This window comes from Wolbachia sp. wLmal (assembly GCF_049435495.1).
GTDB lineage: Bacteria > Pseudomonadota > Alphaproteobacteria > Rickettsiales > Anaplasmataceae > Wolbachia > Wolbachia pipientis.
In genome coordinates this window covers 187,610-205,307 of the sequence record NZ_CP185405.1, presented here as the reverse complement: position 1 = coordinate 205,307, position 17,698 = coordinate 187,610, and the positions used below count along the sequence as shown (strand labels likewise).

The 17,698-nt window shown below is 35.3% G+C and carries 20 protein-coding genes and 2 tRNA genes; 15 read left to right on the top strand and 7 right to left on the bottom strand.

From position 1 onward, the window contains the following. Positions 1-510 precede the first annotated feature (510 nt). Complete coding sequence (locus tag ACEL90_RS01120) at positions 511-669, top strand: hypothetical protein (protein ID WP_423349048.1); 159 nt, start codon at positions 511-513, stop codon at positions 667-669. A gap of 67 nt (positions 670-736) precedes the next feature. Here ACEL90_RS01120 and ACEL90_RS01115 read toward each other — a convergent pair whose 3' ends face one another. Next, positions 737-1,642 carry a collagen-like triple helix repeat-containing protein gene (locus ACEL90_RS01115; protein ID WP_423349047.1) on the bottom strand — a complete coding sequence of 302 codons (906 nt, stop codon included), beginning with the start codon at positions 1,640-1,642 and terminating at the stop codon, positions 737-739. 381 nt (positions 1,643-2,023) lie between these two features. Here ACEL90_RS01115 and ACEL90_RS01110 point away from each other — a divergent pair, with 381 nt between their 5' ends. From ACEL90_RS01110 to ACEL90_RS01090, 5 genes are all read left to right on the top strand, one after another. Beyond that, positions 2,024-2,149: a hypothetical protein gene (locus tag ACEL90_RS01110; protein ID WP_256469399.1), complete on the top strand. Its 126-nt coding sequence runs from the start codon at positions 2,024-2,026 to the stop codon at positions 2,147-2,149. Positions 2,150-2,241: 92 nt separating this feature from the next. Continuing rightward, positions 2,242-3,408: an aspartate kinase gene (locus tag ACEL90_RS01105; protein WP_423349046.1), complete on the top strand. Its 1,167-nt coding sequence runs from the start codon at positions 2,242-2,244 to the stop codon at positions 3,406-3,408. Positions 3,409-3,498: 90 nt separating this feature from the next. Next, a complete protein-coding gene (locus ACEL90_RS01100) occupies positions 3,499-3,702 on the top strand; it encodes an IS5 family transposase (RefSeq protein WP_007549940.1) in 204 nt (67 codons plus the stop codon). 57 nt (positions 3,703-3,759) lie between these two features. Continuing rightward, positions 3,760-4,116 (top strand): transposase, encoded by a 357-nt coding sequence (locus ACEL90_RS01095; protein WP_316659783.1) that lies wholly within the window; start codon positions 3,760-3,762, stop codon positions 4,114-4,116. A 162-nt stretch (positions 4,117-4,278) separates the two neighbouring features. Beyond that, positions 4,279-4,491 (top strand): hypothetical protein, encoded by a 213-nt coding sequence (locus tag ACEL90_RS01090; protein ID WP_423349045.1) that lies wholly within the window; start codon positions 4,279-4,281, stop codon positions 4,489-4,491. 154 nt (positions 4,492-4,645) lie between these two features. Here the strand turns inward: ACEL90_RS01090 and ACEL90_RS01085 are convergent, their stop codons facing one another. Together ACEL90_RS01085 and ACEL90_RS01080 are read right to left on the bottom strand one after the other, a co-directional pair. Further along, a complete protein-coding gene (locus tag ACEL90_RS01085; RefSeq protein WP_423349044.1) occupies positions 4,646-6,562 on the bottom strand; it encodes an ATP-dependent helicase in 1,917 nt (638 codons plus the stop codon). A gap of 127 nt (positions 6,563-6,689) precedes the next feature. Beyond that, positions 6,690-7,118 (bottom strand): WD_0964 family protein, encoded by a 429-nt coding sequence (locus tag ACEL90_RS01080; protein ID WP_423349043.1) that lies wholly within the window; start codon positions 7,116-7,118, stop codon positions 6,690-6,692. Positions 7,119-7,336: 218 nt separating this feature from the next. Between ACEL90_RS01080 and ACEL90_RS01075 the strand changes: the two genes are divergently transcribed. The 8 genes from ACEL90_RS01075 to ccmE are packed head-to-tail and all read left to right on the top strand — an operon-like array spanning position 7,337 to position 14,453. After that, positions 7,337-7,924, top strand: a complete 588-nt coding sequence (locus ACEL90_RS01075; RefSeq protein ID WP_423349042.1) for an NADH-quinone oxidoreductase subunit J — start codon at positions 7,337-7,339, stop codon at positions 7,922-7,924. After that, positions 7,915-8,223 carry an NADH-quinone oxidoreductase subunit NuoK gene (nuoK, locus tag ACEL90_RS01070; RefSeq protein WP_423349041.1) on the top strand — a complete coding sequence of 103 codons (309 nt, stop codon included), beginning with the start codon at positions 7,915-7,917 and terminating at the stop codon, positions 8,221-8,223. Before ACEL90_RS01075 ends, nuoK begins: the two co-directional genes overlap by 10 nt. A 4-nt stretch (positions 8,224-8,227) precedes the next feature. Further along, positions 8,228-10,075: an NADH-quinone oxidoreductase subunit L gene (gene nuoL / locus ACEL90_RS01065; RefSeq protein ID WP_423349040.1), complete on the top strand. Its 1,848-nt coding sequence runs from the start codon at positions 8,228-8,230 to the stop codon at positions 10,073-10,075. A 3-nt stretch (positions 10,076-10,078) separates the two neighbouring features. Further along, entirely contained in the window at positions 10,079-11,521 is a 1,443-nt protein-coding gene (locus tag ACEL90_RS01060) for a complex I subunit 4 family protein (protein ID WP_423349039.1), read from the top strand. After that, the gene (locus tag ACEL90_RS01055; RefSeq protein ID WP_423349038.1) at positions 11,518-12,882 is read left to right on the top strand and encodes an NADH-quinone oxidoreductase subunit N; all 1,365 of its coding nucleotides are present in this window, start codon (positions 11,518-11,520) and stop codon (positions 12,880-12,882) included. Before ACEL90_RS01060 ends, ACEL90_RS01055 begins: the two co-directional genes overlap by 4 nt. Before the next feature lie 17 nt (positions 12,883-12,899). After that, positions 12,900-13,943: a biotin--[acetyl-CoA-carboxylase] ligase gene (locus ACEL90_RS01050; RefSeq protein ID WP_423349037.1), complete on the top strand. Its 1,044-nt coding sequence runs from the start codon at positions 12,900-12,902 to the stop codon at positions 13,941-13,943. Beyond that, positions 13,940-14,077, top strand: a complete 138-nt coding sequence (locus tag ACEL90_RS01045) for a CcmD-like small membrane protein (RefSeq protein WP_423349036.1) — start codon at positions 13,940-13,942, stop codon at positions 14,075-14,077. Before ACEL90_RS01050 ends, ACEL90_RS01045 begins: the two co-directional genes overlap by 4 nt. Continuing rightward, positions 14,061-14,453, top strand: a complete 393-nt coding sequence (gene ccmE / locus ACEL90_RS01040) for a cytochrome c maturation protein CcmE (RefSeq protein ID WP_264338033.1) — start codon at positions 14,061-14,063, stop codon at positions 14,451-14,453. The genes ACEL90_RS01045 and ccmE overlap by 17 nt, the downstream gene beginning before the upstream one ends. Before the next feature lie 72 nt (positions 14,454-14,525). Here the strand turns inward: ccmE and ACEL90_RS01035 are convergent, their stop codons facing one another. The 4 genes from ACEL90_RS01035 to ACEL90_RS01020 form a co-directional block, all read right to left on the bottom strand. Further along, positions 14,526-14,900 carry a hypothetical protein gene (locus tag ACEL90_RS01035; protein ID WP_423349035.1) on the bottom strand — a complete coding sequence of 125 codons (375 nt, stop codon included), beginning with the start codon at positions 14,898-14,900 and terminating at the stop codon, positions 14,526-14,528. Between the two features lie 97 nt (positions 14,901-14,997). Further along, the gene (locus tag ACEL90_RS01030) at positions 14,998-15,483 is read right to left on the bottom strand and encodes a hypothetical protein (protein WP_423349034.1); all 486 of its coding nucleotides are present in this window, start codon (positions 15,481-15,483) and stop codon (positions 14,998-15,000) included. Between the two features lie 41 nt (positions 15,484-15,524). Further along, positions 15,525-17,000, bottom strand: coding sequence for a magnesium transporter MgtE N-terminal domain-containing protein (locus ACEL90_RS01025; RefSeq protein WP_341817510.1), 1,476 nt, complete (start codon positions 16,998-17,000; stop codon positions 15,525-15,527). 214 nt (positions 17,001-17,214) lie between these two features. After that, a tRNA-Ala gene (locus ACEL90_RS01020) sits at positions 17,215-17,290 on the bottom strand. A 320-nt stretch (positions 17,291-17,610) separates the two neighbouring features. On the opposite strand from ACEL90_RS01020, the gene ACEL90_RS01015 reads away from it, so the two are divergent. Beyond that, positions 17,611-17,683: transfer RNA gene (locus ACEL90_RS01015), tRNA-Lys, on the top strand. The last annotated feature ends 15 nt before the right edge of the window (positions 17,684-17,698 follow it).

Here is a 17,698-nt window from a genome sequence, read left to right as displayed (position 1 = left end):
CGGCGTCTTATGTTCAATTTTTTGCAGTATATAGATACTGTATGTCTTTACAAAACTTCATCTACATCTAGATTTTTATCTAAATAAGCTGAACGCGCTTATAAAGCGTTACAAGACATCAAAAAATGCCAATACTCGACAGAGATAGTAAAAGACTAGCTAACTCGGGGATTCTTTGTCTTTTTTTTCTGCTTAGTAAATTTCTTAAACATTTGCAGCGTAGGTTAGTTGCAATTAAAAGCAGCTAAATCTTGCTTGTCAAGCGTTTAAAACATAAAAAACGCCAATATTTTAAAGCGGATAATAACCACGGGGCTTCTTTTGCCTTTTTTTTATTTGGTAAATTTCTTAAACATTTATGGCTAAACGACAATCGTCATCCCAGTGCTCCTTTTTTTGTCATCCAAGTAGCTGACCCTGGGATCTATTTTGCATGTAACTCCAATTGTGTTTTGGCATAAAACGCGACGCGTATTAGACTTATTTGCAAGCAAAGCTTGCTAGATCCCAGTGTCAGCTACTTGGATGACACCATTCTTTTTCCTGGATCCAAGTAGTCTGGGCACTGGGATGACAGGAGAAGGAGGCACTGGAATGACAAAGTGGAGTGTCTGCTTCTGTCATCCTATGATAGCTAAAAAGACCTGGTCACGCGCTGGAATGACGTAGCGGAATGTTATCCCAGTTTCCCTATCCTGTTATCCAAGTAGCGTGACTACTTGGATCTAGCGCTGGATTACCAAGTCCAATTAAGTGCAGCATCATCACTTGTTGGAGGCTCAAAATACGGTTGTGACATTTCCTCTTGCACAGCTCTTTTAAATTCTGGACTTTCTATGCTTATCTTTGTTACATGCTCTTGTAAGGCTTTCTCAGCAGCTATTTCAGTAGCTGATGGACTTGTTCCATCTGCTCCTTTAAGACCAGTATCCCCTTTCTCTCCTTTTGGCCCGGTGTTTCCTTGATCTCCCTTTAGCCCTTTACCTCCTAAGAACACCTTTGCTGTTTGATCACTTTTGGCACCATACTTATTGTCAGTAGAGTTATCAAGGAATTCTCCTAATTTATCCACTAGAATTGATTTGTCGCCGTCTTTTGCAGGAAGTATAGCTTTCGCGAAAGCTTTTTTGTTTACTGCCTCTATAAGGTTGGAAGCATTGATTTTAGCAAAAGCAGTATCAGCAGCAGTTTTAGTGTAAACATCTGCAGTATTAGCTTTGTTGGCTAGATCAGCTGCACCAGCTTTCTTTCCTGGCTCAGTATCGACGTAATTCTTGTCAGCTTTGTTAGTTAGAGCGGCTGTGTCAGCTTTCTTTTTCAACTCATCATCCACACCTTTTTTAGTATAAACACCATTATCATCAGCCCCTGCTTTGAGCTTTGCTAATAGAGCATTTACAAAATCATTATTGTTTATGAGTGATTCTTCTAAAGGTTCATCTAACGTCATATCACACTCTCCATTGATTATAAAAACCATAGAGTGCATAAAAATAATATAATTTCCGTAAATGCTAGATTTTGCATAAGACTTCCCTGAAACTTGTTGTTTCAGAATTCTCCTCTTGTAATCCAAGTGTGTAGCAGATGATGTCATGCAAGTAGCTGACACTGGTTTGATCGAAAATGTTGTATAGTGCACAATCAATTTTTCTGGATCCCAGTGGGCTTTGTTGCATCGCTAGCTATGATGGATTAAAGATAAAAAAGATAGGGAATATCAGTAGCTTATTATTCTGGTATTTATAACAAGAACGGTCAGTGAATACCTAAATTTGAGTAAAAGAAATTTCACTACCATTTACCAATCCGGCTAAAATTCAAGAATTTCAATGCTTTAGCTATTTTCAATAGAATTAAATTTATTAATATAAATAACAAATTACTATTCTTAAATTTGATCAGATTGATTGCAAAAAAACAAGATTTTCAATAGGTTGCTTATAATCCTAACTATAGTTAGCCTTTCATAAGTAGCGATGCAACAAAGCCCACTGGAATCCAGCCTTTATTATGCAGCCACTTGGTTGAAATTAAGTCTTCTGGATCCCAGTGTCTAGGCACTGGGATGACACCATTTGCTGTGCAATTTACCTTCAAAAATGAATGTTCGTACAGCTATGGAATGAATCGTGGTATGACGCGTTAGCTATAGCTTTGTCTTCCCTTTTCTGAACGGCTTGCAAGCTGCTATCTCTACAAAAACTATATTTTTCTTCAGAAGAGAGTTATATTGTAACTATGGACAAAATAATCATAAAAAAATTTGGTGGGACTTCGCTAACTGATTTAAACCGAGTTGCAAATTTGATAAAAAACGATATTGAGAAAGGTTGTAATGTAATCGTTGTTGTATCTGCTGTTGCAGGATTTACTGACCAAATGGTTTTTCAGGCTAGGCAAATCTCAAATTTAAGTTATAGACAAGAGTTATCAGAGTATGACGTTATGCTTTCAGCAGGAGAACAAATCTCTTGCGGTCTATTAGCTATCACTCTCCAATCGATCGGAGTTAATGCTAAATCGTGGCTTGCCTGGCAGTTACCAATTGTAACTGATGATTTTTATTCTGAGTCTAAAATAAAAACAATAAAGATTGAACGTGTGAAAAGATCTTTTGCTGAGGGTTATACTGCTGCGATCATTGCTGGTTTTCAGGGTATAAATGATGATAGAATCACTACTTTTGGAAGAGGAGGCTCTGATATATCAGCAGTTGCCTTCGCGGTAGCCTTTGGTGTTAGAACTTGCGAAATTTTTACTGATATTGATGGAATATATACAGCAGACCCGAGAATTGTTCCAAAGGCACGCAAGCTCAAATTTATCTCTTACGATGAAATGTTGGAAATGTCGTCATCTGGTGCTAAAATATTGCATAATCGTTCAGTACAACTTGCAATGAAACATGACATTAAAGTGCAAGTGCTATCCACTTTTAAGGAAGTAGAAGGCACCACAGTGCTACACAAAAGGGAGGTACTAGAGAGATACTTAATTACTGGAATAGCTTATAGCACTAATGAAGCTCTTGTAACTTTCACTAACCTTGCAAATAACTTGCGTACTTTAAGAGACATAGCAGGAGCAAACGTTAAAATTGATATGATACATGGGTCAAGTTTTGTTATCTCTAAATTTGATATTGATTTAATGGAAAAGTCACTGAATAAGAATGAAAATTATGCTATAAACGATAATGTAGCTAAAATTTCAATAATTGGTATTGGTGTTATGTCTAACGCTGAAGTGATGCACCGCACACTCAAGGTTTTAAGCGAAAAAAAGATAGAAATACTTGCTATCACAACATCTGAAATCAAAATCAGTATAATTGTTCAAAAAGAATGCGCTGTAGCTTTAGTCAAAGATTTACATACTGAGTATGAGCTTGATATGCAGCACTAGGATAGGCTTGACGTCCAGTTGTCTAAGAGTATGTCTTGAAAAGGAATGAGGAAAAAATATGATAGTGTAAGTAAAAAATAGGAGGGAAAATTGTATCCAAGTGATATAAGTGATAAGGAATGGGAAATTTTGGAGCCACATGTTGCACAAGGAAAGATAGGGAGGCCAAGAAAGCACAATATCAGAACAATTATTAATGCAATAAGGTATATAATGAGAGGTGGTTGTCAATGGAGAATGCTGCCGAAAGATTTTCCTCCATGGAAGACGGTGTATGACTATTTTCTCAGGTGACGTAGTAATGGCAAATTGGAAAAAATACATAATATGCTAGTAAAAGAGGTAAGAAAAATGTTTGGTAAAAATGAAACACCTTCAGTAGGAATAATTGACAGTCAATCAGTAAAAACCACTCAAAAAGGGGATCCAGAGGATATGATGCTGAAAAAAATAAAGGGTAGAAAACGTCATATTGTTGTAGATACAGTGGGCTTAATTATTGCGGCTGATGTTCATAGTGCAAGTGTTCAAGATCGTGATGGTGCTCTAAATCTTTTCACTCAAGCTAAATACAAGGCTCCAACTTTACGTAAGTTTTTTGCTGATCAAGGATACATAGCAAAACCGCTGTTTATTGGAGACAGGATACGGTTACCAAGAAAGCTGTTGATGTTACAGGATTTTTCGACAATCTGGACCACAATTTAGCACTGCAGGCTATCAAGAAGCACACAGACTGCAAATGGGTCATACTGTATGTTGAAAGGTGGATGAAATCCCCTATTCAGCAAGCAGATGGCAGTAAGGTAGTTAGGGAAAAAAGGAGTTCCGCAAGGAGGTTCAATAAGCCCAATCATTTCAAACATATTTATGCACCATGCATTTGATATATGGATGAAACAAAATCACCCAACAGTACCATTTGAAAGATATGTGGATGATGCGATAGTGCACTGCAGAACTAAAAGACAGGCAGAATTTATGCGAGCAGCAATTGAAGAAAGATTGGCACAATGTAAGCTAAAATTGCAACTTGATACCAATGCCATTCCAAAACTCCATCATTATACTGCCTTAGTATAACCTTCTCACTTCTATTGTCTATTTGTTTGTTATGTAATAGAAATTGGTATGAGATTGAAGAATTAAGTGTGAACGGTTACAGAATTTTTGCCAGGAGAAACATATAGTTAAAGTAATTCAGATTTGTAAGATATGTTTATCTGCAATTATAGCTTCAACAGTAGGCAATGTTGCTTTTAATTACCTCAACATTTTCTCTTGGCAATTCTTTAATGAACCGAGAAGTGCGCATCGGTTGCCACTGGTTGTTAATTTCCCTCCTATCTGCACATGAAATGATTAACCTTTCTTTGGCTCTGGTTATGCCAACATATGCGAGTCTCCTTTCTTCTTCTAAAGCTTTACCACTTTTGTCATCAAAAGATCTTTGATGAGGAAATAATCCCTCTTCCCAACCAGGTAGAAACACGCACGGGAATTCAAGTCCTTTGGCTGCATGAAGAGTCATAACATATACGGTGTCATCGTTATTCATATTATCCACTTCCATCACCAAACTTATGTGCTCCAAGAAAGTTGTGGCATTATCGAAATTTTTTAAAGATGAGATGAGCTCCTTGACATTTTCTATTCGTGCTAAGCCTGTTACCTCCTCATTTTCAAGCATTTCAATATACCCTGATTGGTTTGCTACGATTTTAACGAATTCATGCGGTGGTTTTACGCTTACTATTTCTTCCCAAGCTTTAATTTTATTTAAAAAATCATTTAGTGAGAGTTTAATTCTTTCGGTTACTTGATTACTATTAACTAATATTTTTGCTGCCTCAAAAAAAGAAATTTTGTTATCCTGAGCAGTCGTGTATATTTTCTTTAGAGTTGTAGCTCCTATGCTTCTTTTTGGCCGGTTTACGATCCTTTCGAAAGCTAAGTCATCGTTATTGTTTGTAACGAGTCTTAAATATGCAATTATATCCCTGACTTCCTGACGTTCGTAGAATTTTACGCCACTTATAATCTTGTAGGGAATTGAATGTTTTATAAAATACTCTTCGAGAACTCTAGTTTGAAAAGTGGCCCTTACCAGCACTGCAATGTCACTAAATCTGTATTTATTGAGCTTTAATATCTGTTCGCTTATGAACCTTGCTTCAGCTTTTCCGTCCCATAATTTTATTAGATTTACCTTTTCCCCTTCAATGTTTGTTGTCCACAATTTTTTTTCTAAGCGAGTCTTATTGTGATTGATAACATATAACGCAGTTGCAAGTATGTGGGATGTTGACCTGTAGTTACACTCTAGTTTAACGGTTTTTGCATTTTTAAAATCATCAGAAAACTTCAAAATATTTTCAACTTCTGCACCACGCCAACTATATATCGACTGGTCATCATCTCCTACACAGCAAATATTTGAGTGCTCTTTTGCAAGGTATTTTAGCCAAAGATATTGTATCGCATTTGTATCTTGATATTCATCTACCATGACATATTTAAACTTGTTTTGGTAGTAGGACAGAACTTCGGTCTTTTGATTAAAGAGTTGTATGTTATATAGCAATAAGTCACCAAAATCGACAGAGTTAAGGAATCTCAACCTTTCCTGATACTGGTGATAGACTTTGAGTGCAGTTACGTACACTGGCCTAAATGATTGAATATCTTCCACTTCAGATGGCAATAAGCACTTCTCTTTCCATTGCTGAATAATATTCATAATGGTCTTACATTTTTCTGATAGGTAATCAGGGCTTATTTCATTGATAATATTTTTTATTACCTGTAATTGGTCATCCACACCAATGATTGTAAAATTGGGGTTTAAGCCCACAATTTCTGCGTGCAGGCGCAAAATTTTTGCTGCAATTGCATGGAAAGTGCCAAGCCATGGTATGTTTGTGCCCGTTAGCTCAAGTACCCTTGATACCATCTCATTTGCTGCTTTATTTGTGAATGTAACAGCTAATATTTCATCAGAATAAGCGTGACCATTTCTAATTATGTGTGCTATTCTTGAAGTAATCGTTCTTGTTTTTCCGGTTCCGGCTCCTGCCAATATTAAAACCGATCCATCTATGTTAGTTACAGCTGATTGTTGTTCTGGATTTAGCAGTGAGAGATAATCGTTCATCGTAGCCCTATAGATTATAACTTCGTAAAGTTAAACCTATGATTGAAATATTGTAAAGGTTTTATTGAATAGAACAGTTAAAGAATGCTTCACTCAAGTACTACATATTTAAACGTAGGTTTTACATCTATTTTGTTTTAGTAGTTTCAGGTGTATGTCGAGTAACAACAACTTGATTTGAGGTATTGGCACCAGAACTTCTGCTTGTTGGGTAGATAAGTGGAGTTTGGAATGGCTTATATGTACGGTTTAGTTCCTTCATTTCTATTTCTTCAACTTCAACAAGGGGTTTTTCTTTTGGGGTATAGCGATTATGCGTTGCAGGTCGTTCAGTGAGATTTTCATATGTTTCTTTCAACCAAGTTCCGATATCATACATGAATCCATACGCTTTTTCTTTAAATTCTCTCAATGATCTACTGAAACTTGCTAGTGTGTTATTAAAGTAAATTGTCATATAGTCTCTTGTGGTGTATTGATAACTTTCTCCATCTAGTCTGCTACTTTGTGCGTTAGAACTATTGTTGCTTTTAAAATAACCAAATATGTTGTACATTTTGAGCCGCCATTAATTACTAACATACACATATTATATATTGATAAATTAAGGATTTAGTGCATTGATTAAGCACTTAGAAAGCGCTCTGTATAATAATTTAAAATGGAGCTGGAGCTGGAGCTTTGTAGTACAATGTTTTCAAACGTTTAATATAATATTGACTTTACAACGATAGTCACTTTAAATTAGTAACTATTGTTGCAGTTAAAGTATCAATGCCTTTTTTCTTTTATTTTTTTGCAATTCTTAGCATTTTATCTGCTGTATGCGTAGTTAGTGCAAGAAATCCTGTGCATGCAGTATTATTTTTAATTTTCACCTTCGTTAACTCTGCAGTGCTTTTCATTCTCCTTGGAGCTGAATTCATCGCTATGATGGTACTGATAGTATACATCGGTGCAGTTGCAGTGTTGTTCCTCTTTGTAGTTATGATGCTCGATATTGACTACATAAGATTGCGCCAGGGTTTTGCGAAGCATTTCACTCTTGGTGCTATATTGTGTGGTGTGTTTTTTTTGATTATCAGTTTTGTAATCCGCAGCTCAACGCTGAATATAAGTAATGTTATAAACTATAATGCCAATAACGTGAAAGCTATCGGTAATTTGCTCTACACTGACTACATGTACGCTTTTCATCTTTCTGGAATTTTGCTACTTGTTGCAATTGTCGGTGCAATTGCTCTTACTTTGCAGGACAAGAAAAAAGGAGTTAAAAAACAGAATGTATTAAAGCAATTGACGCAATCTTCATCTGTAAAATTGGTTAAGGCTAAATTTGGAAAAGGAGTGGAATGGAAATAGGATTAAATCATTTTTTGATAGTTGCTGCTATTTTGTTCACTGTTGGGGTGTGCGGTATTTTCATCAACCGTAAGAGCATAATCAATATATTGTTATCAATAGAAATATTATTGTTGGCGATTAACATCAATCTAGTTGCTTTTTCTGCCTTTATGAATGATATAGTTGGGCAAATTTTTGTGATGTTTGTGTTGACTGTTGCGGCAGCAGAGTCAGGAGTTGGGCTTGCAATATTGGTTGTATATTATAGAAGCCGTGGCAATATAGATGTTGAACAAGCAAATTTAATGAAAAAATGAAAGTATGATGGATATACTGAAATTAATAGTATTTTTGCCACTTTTTGGTTCGCTATTTGCAGCACTTTTTAGAAAAAGTCAGTTAGTTACAACGGCGGGGATTGGAATATCTGCAGTTTTATCTTGGTATGTTTTTCTCACCTTCTCTGAAAATTATCACTTGAGTTTATTTCCTTTGTTTTCATTGAGCATCTTAAAAGTAAATTGGGCAATTAGTGTGGATGCTCTCTCATCCTTAATGCTTATTGTTATTACCACCGTTTCACTGGTAGTACATCTCTACTCTATCGGTTATATGGAGCATGATAAGGGGAAGTCGAGGTTTTTTTCCTACCTATCGCTATTTACGTTTTGCATGATTGTGCTGGTTGTAAGCGATAATTTCGTGCAGCTTTTTTTTGGCTGGGAAGGGGTTGGCCTATGTTCTTATTTACTCATAGGATTTTGGTTCCAAAAATATTCTGCAAATAATGCAGCAATTAAAGCATTTGTTGTGAATAGGGTAGGAGACTTTGCACTATTAATTGGAATTTTTCTTATTTATTACACATTTAATTCTCTAGAATTTGCATATATATTTGATACAACTGATTTTCTTGGCACTCAAAACATTCGTGTGTTCTGCTGTGAATTTAAAATAATTCATATAATATGCATATTACTTTTTATTGGCTGTATGGGTAAATCTGCACAGCTTGGTTTACATGTTTGGTTGCCAGATGCAATGGAAGGGCCAACTCCTGTTTCTGCACTTATTCACGCAGCAACGATGGTAACAGCAGGTATATTTTTAGTAGCAAAGTGTTCTCCATTGTTTGAGTTATCAAATGTGGCACGAGAATTAATAGTTATCGTTGGAGCACTCACTGCTTTTTTTGCAGCCACCGTTGCGATTACTCAGAATGATATAAAAAAAATAATTGCTTATTCAACCTGCAGTCAACTTGGTTATATGTTCATGGCATGTGGGCTTTCTGCTTACAATGTTGCTATTTTTCATTTAATGACACACGCTTTTTTTAAAGCTCTACTATTTCTTGGTGCTGGCAATGTAATTCATGCAATGCATCATGAGCAAAACATTCAGAAAATGGGAAATTGCTGGAAGAAAATCCCTTGCACTTACACTCTCATGTGGATTGGATCTCTTGCACTTTCTGGAATATTTCCATTTGCAGGTTGTTACTCAAAGGATTTGATAATTGAACATGCTTATAGCACGGATAGCTTTGCTTTTGTAATAAGCTTAGTTGTTGCATTCTTCACAGCATTTTACTCTTGGAGGTTATTGCTTCTTGTGTTCCACAGCCAAAAACAAAGTAAAATTAATATACATGAGGCACCAAAGATTATGCTTATACCATTACTGATACTTGCTTTTGGTTCGGTATTTTCTGGAGTGTGGGGAGCAAATATTTTGAACATAACTAGTAATGCGTTTTGGAAATCAAGTTTAGTAGTTATTGATGAGCATGGAGTTCATAATTTCTTTATAAAACTACTGCCAACCTTAGCAAGCCTAAGTGGAATAGCACTTGCGTACCTAATTTACCAATATCAAGTAATTAGGCAAATTAAGAGTAAATTTTTACTTAAGTTTTTGCAGAATAAGTGGTACTTTGATGAGGTGTATGAGTTTGTTATCATTGCACCGATAAGGTTTATGTCTAGGCTTCTATGGAAGTTTGATGTTAAGGCTATTGATTCATTTGGGCCAAATGGTATTGTAAGGTTGGTTAATGAATGTTCAAAAAGTTCTATAAAGTTGCAAACTGGTTATATATTTGATTATGCATTTATTATGTTTGTTACTTTAATAATCGGTGCTTTATATATTATTGGAACTAAATAGAAGGTGTTGTTACTTAGTATATTCTTGCTTCCACTGATAGGAGCGTTGATTTTATCTTTAATCAGGATTAATCATCAATCTACACACCTAAGATTCCTTGCCCTATTTTTTGCTGTACTTCCATTCTTGCTTAGCATTGTAGCTTGTATAGAATTTGATTATAACAATGCGGACTTTCAGTTTGTCAGCTACCCAATTAGAAATGTTGGAATAGGGATAGATGGTATATCGTTGCTTTTCCTTCTGCTTACAACTTTCTTGTTTGTAATTTGTATACTCTACAACTGCAAAATGAGTTATACGACCCTCAGTCCATATATGGCATTGTTTCTACTACTTGAGAGTTTTGTAGTCGGTTTTTTCATTTCACTGAATGCTATAAGCTTTTATGTGTTTTTTGAAGCTGTTTTAATACCAATGTTCTTTATTATTGGCATTTGGGGAGGAAAACACAGGGTATATGCAACGTTTAAGTTGTTTCTTTATACATTAACTGGCTCATTATTATTTCTACTTGGACTGGTTTACATCTATAGCATTTTTGGGACGTTTAATATACAAGAGTTAGCTACATTAGTGCCAAGCCTTGATCTTGAAGTGCAGTCATTGCTGTGGATTGCATTTTTTATTTCTTTTGCAATAAAAGTACCGATGTTTCCATTTCACACTTGGCTTCCTGATGCGCATGTGCAATCACCAACTTCTGGATCTGTGATTTTAGCTGGCTTGCTTATTAAAATGGGGGGATATGGATTTTTAAGGTTTTCTATTCCAATGCTTCCTCAGGCAAGTTTGTATTTTTCAAATTTCGTTGTTGTGCTGAGCATTATTGCGGTGATATATGCTTCTCTAGTTGCGTTTGCTCAAGATGATATAAAGAAGTTAATAGCTTATTCTTCAATAGCACATATGGGGATCGTTACTGCTGGCCTCTTTTCATTTTGTGAGGAAGGAGTACTGGGTAGCATATTTCAAATGATTAGTCATGGCCTTATTTCTGCTGCTTTATTTTTGTGTGTTGGAATGCTATATACTCGAACTGGAACTTTGGAGATTGCAAAGTATTTTGGCATAGTAAATACAATGCCAAAATTTGGTTTTATGTTCATTTTGTTTTCAATGGCTTCAATAGGGCTACCTGGAACATCTGGGTTCGCAGGTGAGTTTTTGGCTATGGTTGGGATGTTTAAGAGCATAGGGTTTTTTACAGGATTTATCGCACTTGGCACTATTTTAAGCGCAGTTTATATGCTGAATTTATGTAAGCAAATAATATGGGGGGTTAGCTATTCTAAATTGTTGAATAATCGCTTGGACAAAATAGAATTTTCTGTCTTAATTTTGCTTGCAGTGTTTGTTATTTTGCTTGGATTCTACCCAACCCTTGCACTGAATTATTTGAAGCCATGTATGGCAAATTTGTTAGTCAAATATAATGCGCTATGAATTATATACAGATATTGCCGGAAACGTTCTCTATTATCTCCTCGTTAGTGTTGCTACTGCTTGGAATTATATTTAACCGCCGAACTATCAACTTATTAGCACTTGGCTGCACAGTGGTAACTTTGATTATTTTAATTATTTCGGCAGAAAACAATGAAATTTTTCTCTTTAATTCGTTGTTAAAACTCAATTTATACATCAGGTCAGCCCAAGGGTTAATTCTCAGCACAGGAATTTTAATACTTTTGATGCTGAATTTATCAAAATATGACTATAAATATGAATTTTCAATACTGATTCTTTTTGCGCTATTTGGTATGATAACTTTGGTTTCAGCAAATAGTCTGATTTCTTTTTATTTAGCTTTTGAGTTGATGAGTATATCTTTGTATGTTCTTGCGAGCTTTAGTAAAGATTCAGCTTATTCATGTGAAGCAGGAGTGAAATATTTTACACTTAGTGCACTATCTTCCTGCATTATGCTATATGGAATGTCGCTGCTTTATGGATATACAGGACAAGTCAATTTCTCTGAGCTCGGTTCATTCTTGCAAAGCCATCAGATAACTTATGGAATAGTTTTTGGGTTAGTTTTTATCCTTATTGGTTTGTGTTTCAAGCTTGCTATTGCTCCTTTTCATATGTGGGCTCCAGATGTCTATCAAGGTGCACCTACCATAGTAACTGCGTTTTTTTCTACAGCTCCAAAAGCTGCACTTGTAACATTTTTAATTCGATTGATGAATGAAGAGTTAGTAAATGTAAAAAGTTATGTTCAGCCTATTTTCTTATACGTTTCAGCATTGTCTGTGCTTATCTCAGCTTTTGGGGCCTTACGTCAGCAAAACTTAAAAAGGCTGCTTGCTTACAGTTCAATTGGTCACATTGGTTTTATATTTGCTTCACTTTCTATTTTTACGCAAGCAGGAACAGATAGTGCCTTAATGTATCTGGTGATATATATCATCACAAGCATAGGGCTATTCTCATATCTTGTACAAATTGACGATGACGATTGTGATATTGCAAATTTATCTGGTATAGGGAAGAAACGCCCAATTGTAGCATTTCATCTTTCTGTACTGTTACTCTCGATGTCGGGAATACCTCCACTTGCAGGTTTTATCGCTAAATTTTTTATATTCAAAAGTTTAATAAATTCTGGCTTTATCAGCCTGTCTTTGACCCTTGTGGTGGCGAGTGTTGTATCGTGTTACTATTATCTAAATATTATAAAAGCTATGTATTTCGATAAAGCTAGTGGTAATAAGGTTGCTTATTCTAAGGGCCTATTCATTATCACTTCGGTGGCTTCGCTGATCAACCTCGTTCTTTTCTTGTACGTTTTACTCACTCATTGAACTAAAGGGCTGACAAGGTGACCCCTGAGGGTTTTCATATTCATCATTACAAAAAAGTTTCAAGCACTAATAAAGAAGCGTTGGATTTAATTGATAAAGGAATATCAAATGAAACTATTATTGTTGCTGATAAACAAACAGAAGGCAGGGGGCGCACCGGAAAAAACTGGATTTCTCCAGAGGGTAATTTTTATGCAAGTTTGGTAATAAACCTCTTTAACGATTATCTGAATGAAAGCCAGCTTTCGGTGTCATTCCAGCGCGTGACGCTGGAATCTAGAAATCAAGAAGAATGGTCAAGCACACAACTGTACAAACGTTGTGGTATTCCCACCAAGGATGATGTCATCCGAGTAGCCTGGCACTGGGATCCAGAAAACTTAATTACAAATGGGCACATCAGGCAACTGTGTAATAAGAACTGGATTCCAGTGTCACGCACTGGAATGACACCACATACCACCTGCAAATTGCAATGTTCGCATAGTTATGTGTCAAGCACTGGGGAAAATACTGGGATGATAGAAAGAGGTTTAATGAATCAAGTTAGCAAATTAACAGAATTGACTTTTGTTACTGCTCTTGCTGTTGGAAATGCTATACTGTCATTTATAAGTGGTCTAAATCTCCAGTATAAATGGCCAAATGACATTCTAATCGATAGCAAGAAAATAAGTGGAATATTGCTTGAAAAAAGATCCAATTCGAATTGGCTCATTATAGGAATTGGAATTAATGTCAGTCATGCACCACTTCCAGGAACAACGTGCATTAGCAATTACGGTGAGTCTGTGTCTAACATAGATCTGTTAAAGAAATTAATAATAAATTTTAATAAGCTAAGAAAGCAATGGCTACTTGATGGGTTTTATGCTATAAGAGAAATGTGGTTAAAAAAAGCATTCAAAGTGAATGAGCAAATCAGTGTAAAGTTAGCTGACAAATTGTATGAAGGAATTTTTGCTGATATAGATAAAAGTGGTAAATTGGTGTTGCAGCAAAAGGATGGAAGCTTAATTTATTTTGATGCAGGTGAGTTATTTATTGATAATGCATTATGAATACATATGTAATTTTTGCTTACCTTATTAGTTTCACGCTGATTGCTGGAGAGCTAATTTTTACCATTTTTTGTTATACTAAAAGTAAAAAAATTCTAGAAAGCCTGAAAGATAATCATGAAGAAGAAACATAAGCGATTACTTATAACTTCAGGAATTTTCTGCTTTTTAAGTTGTGCAGTTTTTTTTATTTTAACAACGCTCAAAGAAAATATCTCATTTTTCTATACAGTAAGTGAGGCAATAGTTTTACCAAATAGTCAAAAACTAATCCGTGTTGGTGGAATGGTTGTTGAAAATAGCGTGATACGCAACGAAAGTGAAGTGATTTTTCAAATGACAGATTTTAATAAGAGCGTTATGGTGAAATATCAGGGAATACTTCCACCAATGTTTTCAGAAAAAAGTGGTGTTGTTGTGCAAGGTAAAATGTTTGATAATAGTACTTTTCTTGCAGATACAGTGTTTGCAAAACATGATGAGAACTATATGCCGAAAGTTTTAAAATAGATTCCTTAACCTGGCTGTATTGAAACGGTATGTAGAGAGAGTCACAGCCTAGAGACTATTACTCTTTCCAGTTTAACCCCAATCTGGTTCATTAATGGTATTGTTTTCTAATTCCTCTACTTTTGTCTGTAAGTTATTCAGGCTCTGTACTAAACCACTATTTTCATTACCAACCTTTGTAATTAGCTCGTCAAGCTTACTCCTTTCTTCTGTTAGCATGTCATTTAATTGACTGATAGAGTTGCTATTGTTATGCAATACATCATCCAATTCAGGAACGAATTTCGTGTTCAGCTCTGCGATTAATTTATCTAAAGCTTTGTGGACATAACCAAGCTGCGCTGGATTTCGCGCAACTGTTTCATCATAACCTTTAGGTTTGGTGTTAACTTCTATTTTGCTTATTACTTTAAGTTCGTCTTTGCTTTCTTGTTTACTATTATTCATGCTAACTCCTATAAAAAATTATAATTTTAAAATCAATTCAGCTACATTGAAGTGGTATGCGGAAAGAGTAACAACTAGCAAGCTATTACCTTTTTTATTAAAGCAACCCGTTCTCTTCGCCAGTAGCATGAGGGAATATGGAAGCTTCTGCAATGCCTGGCTGATCATCACGAAATTCCTGAAGCTCATCTCGAAGAGTTTGAAGTTGACTTTTTATTTCAGTTGTATTGTTCCCTATATTTGATATAGTTGTTGACAGTGGCTCCACTATGCCAGTTGTAATGTTACTGCTTAAACTTGTGTTATACTCATTAATACTGTCTATCAAGCCATCATAAACCTTTTTAAGGTATGTTATAGCTGCGGCTGTTTGCTTCGTTTCCGCTATAGGTATTTTTTCCAGTGGCTGATTTATATCAAAATCTAACTCCTTAGCACCTTTTTCTTTATTCTGAATTTTTACTGAATCTATACTTGGTTTTACAAAATCTGGTTTTGTAAAAACCGGGCTCTCAAGTTTTAGTAATTTACTTTGGTCTGAAGGCTCGTCACCAAAATATAATTCTACATTGTTTTTACTCATAATAAGTTACCTCCTATAAAAAAATTGATTTTCATAAATTGCTACCATACAAGTAGCATTGAATCGTTATTGTTTTCTACTATTGTAAAATCTGGAGCTTCTGCAATGCCTGGCATATCGTCCTTGATTTGCTTGAGCATCTCAATCATTTCCTTGTTCTGTTTACTCTGCTCGTCAAGTTTCCCTTTTAATGCATCAATAATAGCTTTAGACTGATCTTGATTGCTGAGATCACCGATCACAGCTGTCACTTTCTCATAAGGCAGTTTGTGAATGATGTCTTTAAGCTCTTCTGCGCCTACGTTATCCAAAAGTTCTTTAAACTGCTCATTAGACATATTGCGAGCAAAAGCTTGAAGTTTGTCTGGGTTGTCAACTAAAGACTTAATGATAATCTGAATCTTATTAGAATCAGTTAAATCCTGAGCAATTGCTTCGAGTTTCTCAGGATCAAGCTTATTAACTAAGTCTTTCAGTTGTTCTTCTTGCAGACTATTTACTAAAGCTTTCAACTGATCACCTTCTAATTCTTTGGAGAGTATTGTCAAGTGGTGCTCAGCCAAGTCTTTTGCAAGCACTGTAAATTGCTCGTCATTTAAAGTTTTAATAAGTGCTTTGAACTGATCCACTTTTAAGTGAGGTAAAATTTCTTTTACTTGCTCTGGATTTAAGTCTCTAACTAGAGCTTCAAGCTGAGCATCATTTAAAATAGGAACAATTATTTGTAACTTTTCTGGATTTAGTTCCTGAGCAAGAGTTTGTAATTGGTGATTGGTTAGATGATCCACTAAAGCTTGGAGTTGTTCATCTGTTAAGTTCTTTGCTAAGGTCTGTAGTTGGCTTGAGCTCAGTTCAGGAATTATTTTTTGCAGTTGCTCGTTACTAAGAGTATTGGTAAGAGTTTTTAGTTGGTCGTCTGTTAGGCCCTGAATAAAAACTTTAGTAAACGCGTTTGATAGCAACAGTAGCACATCTCTTATATGTCTCTCACCGTAGTATAACATAATGTCTTGTAATACCTTATTGTCAGGTGAATCGATTATATTTCCTGCCTCGTCTGAAAAATAATATTTATTGTTGCCAGTATCTGAATCTTCCCATGTTACATATTTGTATTCCAATTTTTTTGATTTAATAGAACTGCTACACATAGTTTTGAAAGGCTGCACAAGCTCTCTTGTATATGATAACTTAGCCAACTCATTACCGTAATATACAAATGTATGGTTACTCTTTACATAATCTAAGTTAGAATCACTTTTATAATCTTTGGCTACCAGATTTCCTTCATTTTCTTCCTCCAGACATATGTAACTGTCTAGGCAAGAACTGCTGCAAAGTTTTATAGGCAATAAGCCTAGTACTACATCGTTTTTATCATCCAGCGATACAAGCTCAACTTTTTTAATAGGCATTGTAGGATCATTACCTTCAGGCCACTTTATCCTTGTAGTCGGGGTTTTTCTAAACACCTCTTTTCCAGGTATCATCTTAAAAACATGCTTTTTTCCACTCATGAGTATTACCTAATAAATTTAATTATAGCTATTCTAACATTTATTGATTAATTTATTGTTAAGTTGGTATATATTAGAATTATAATAACAAACATTACTTGTGTAGAGAGAAGTGACGAAAAGAAATATGGATTTTTAGGAAACTAGTATAAAACACTCATAGATTAAAATAAGCTGTTTTGACAGGTTTTGTGGCGGCTAGAGCTGTATAGACTGGTGGAGGCAAGCGGGATCGAACCGCTGACCTTCTGCGTGCAAAACAGATGCTCTACCAGCTGAGCTATACCCCCAGGTAATTCTTGCTTAAAGCATAAATCACTCAGGCTGAAATGCAAGAAATATTTATCTATTAGGCTATTGCTAAATAGTGTACAAATTCTGCAGGGTGTACACACTTCTCTATTTTTTTGTCTCCTTAGCGTTATACGTCACACCATCCAAATAAATCTGTGAACTGAAAATTAACAAGAAGTTTTCCTTTAAAAATTTTTTAACTAAATTATCACTAACGCAGTATATTATATAATTTATTTAACCACACATGAAAATTTTAGTTTGATTAAAACGGATAAAAACTGTATTGATGTTTAGTATAGCTGAAAAATGAAATGATCCCGTAGCTCAGCCGGTAGAGCAACTGACTTTTAATCAGTGGGTCACGCGTTCGAATCGCGTCGGGATCACTCACAAATTTTGAA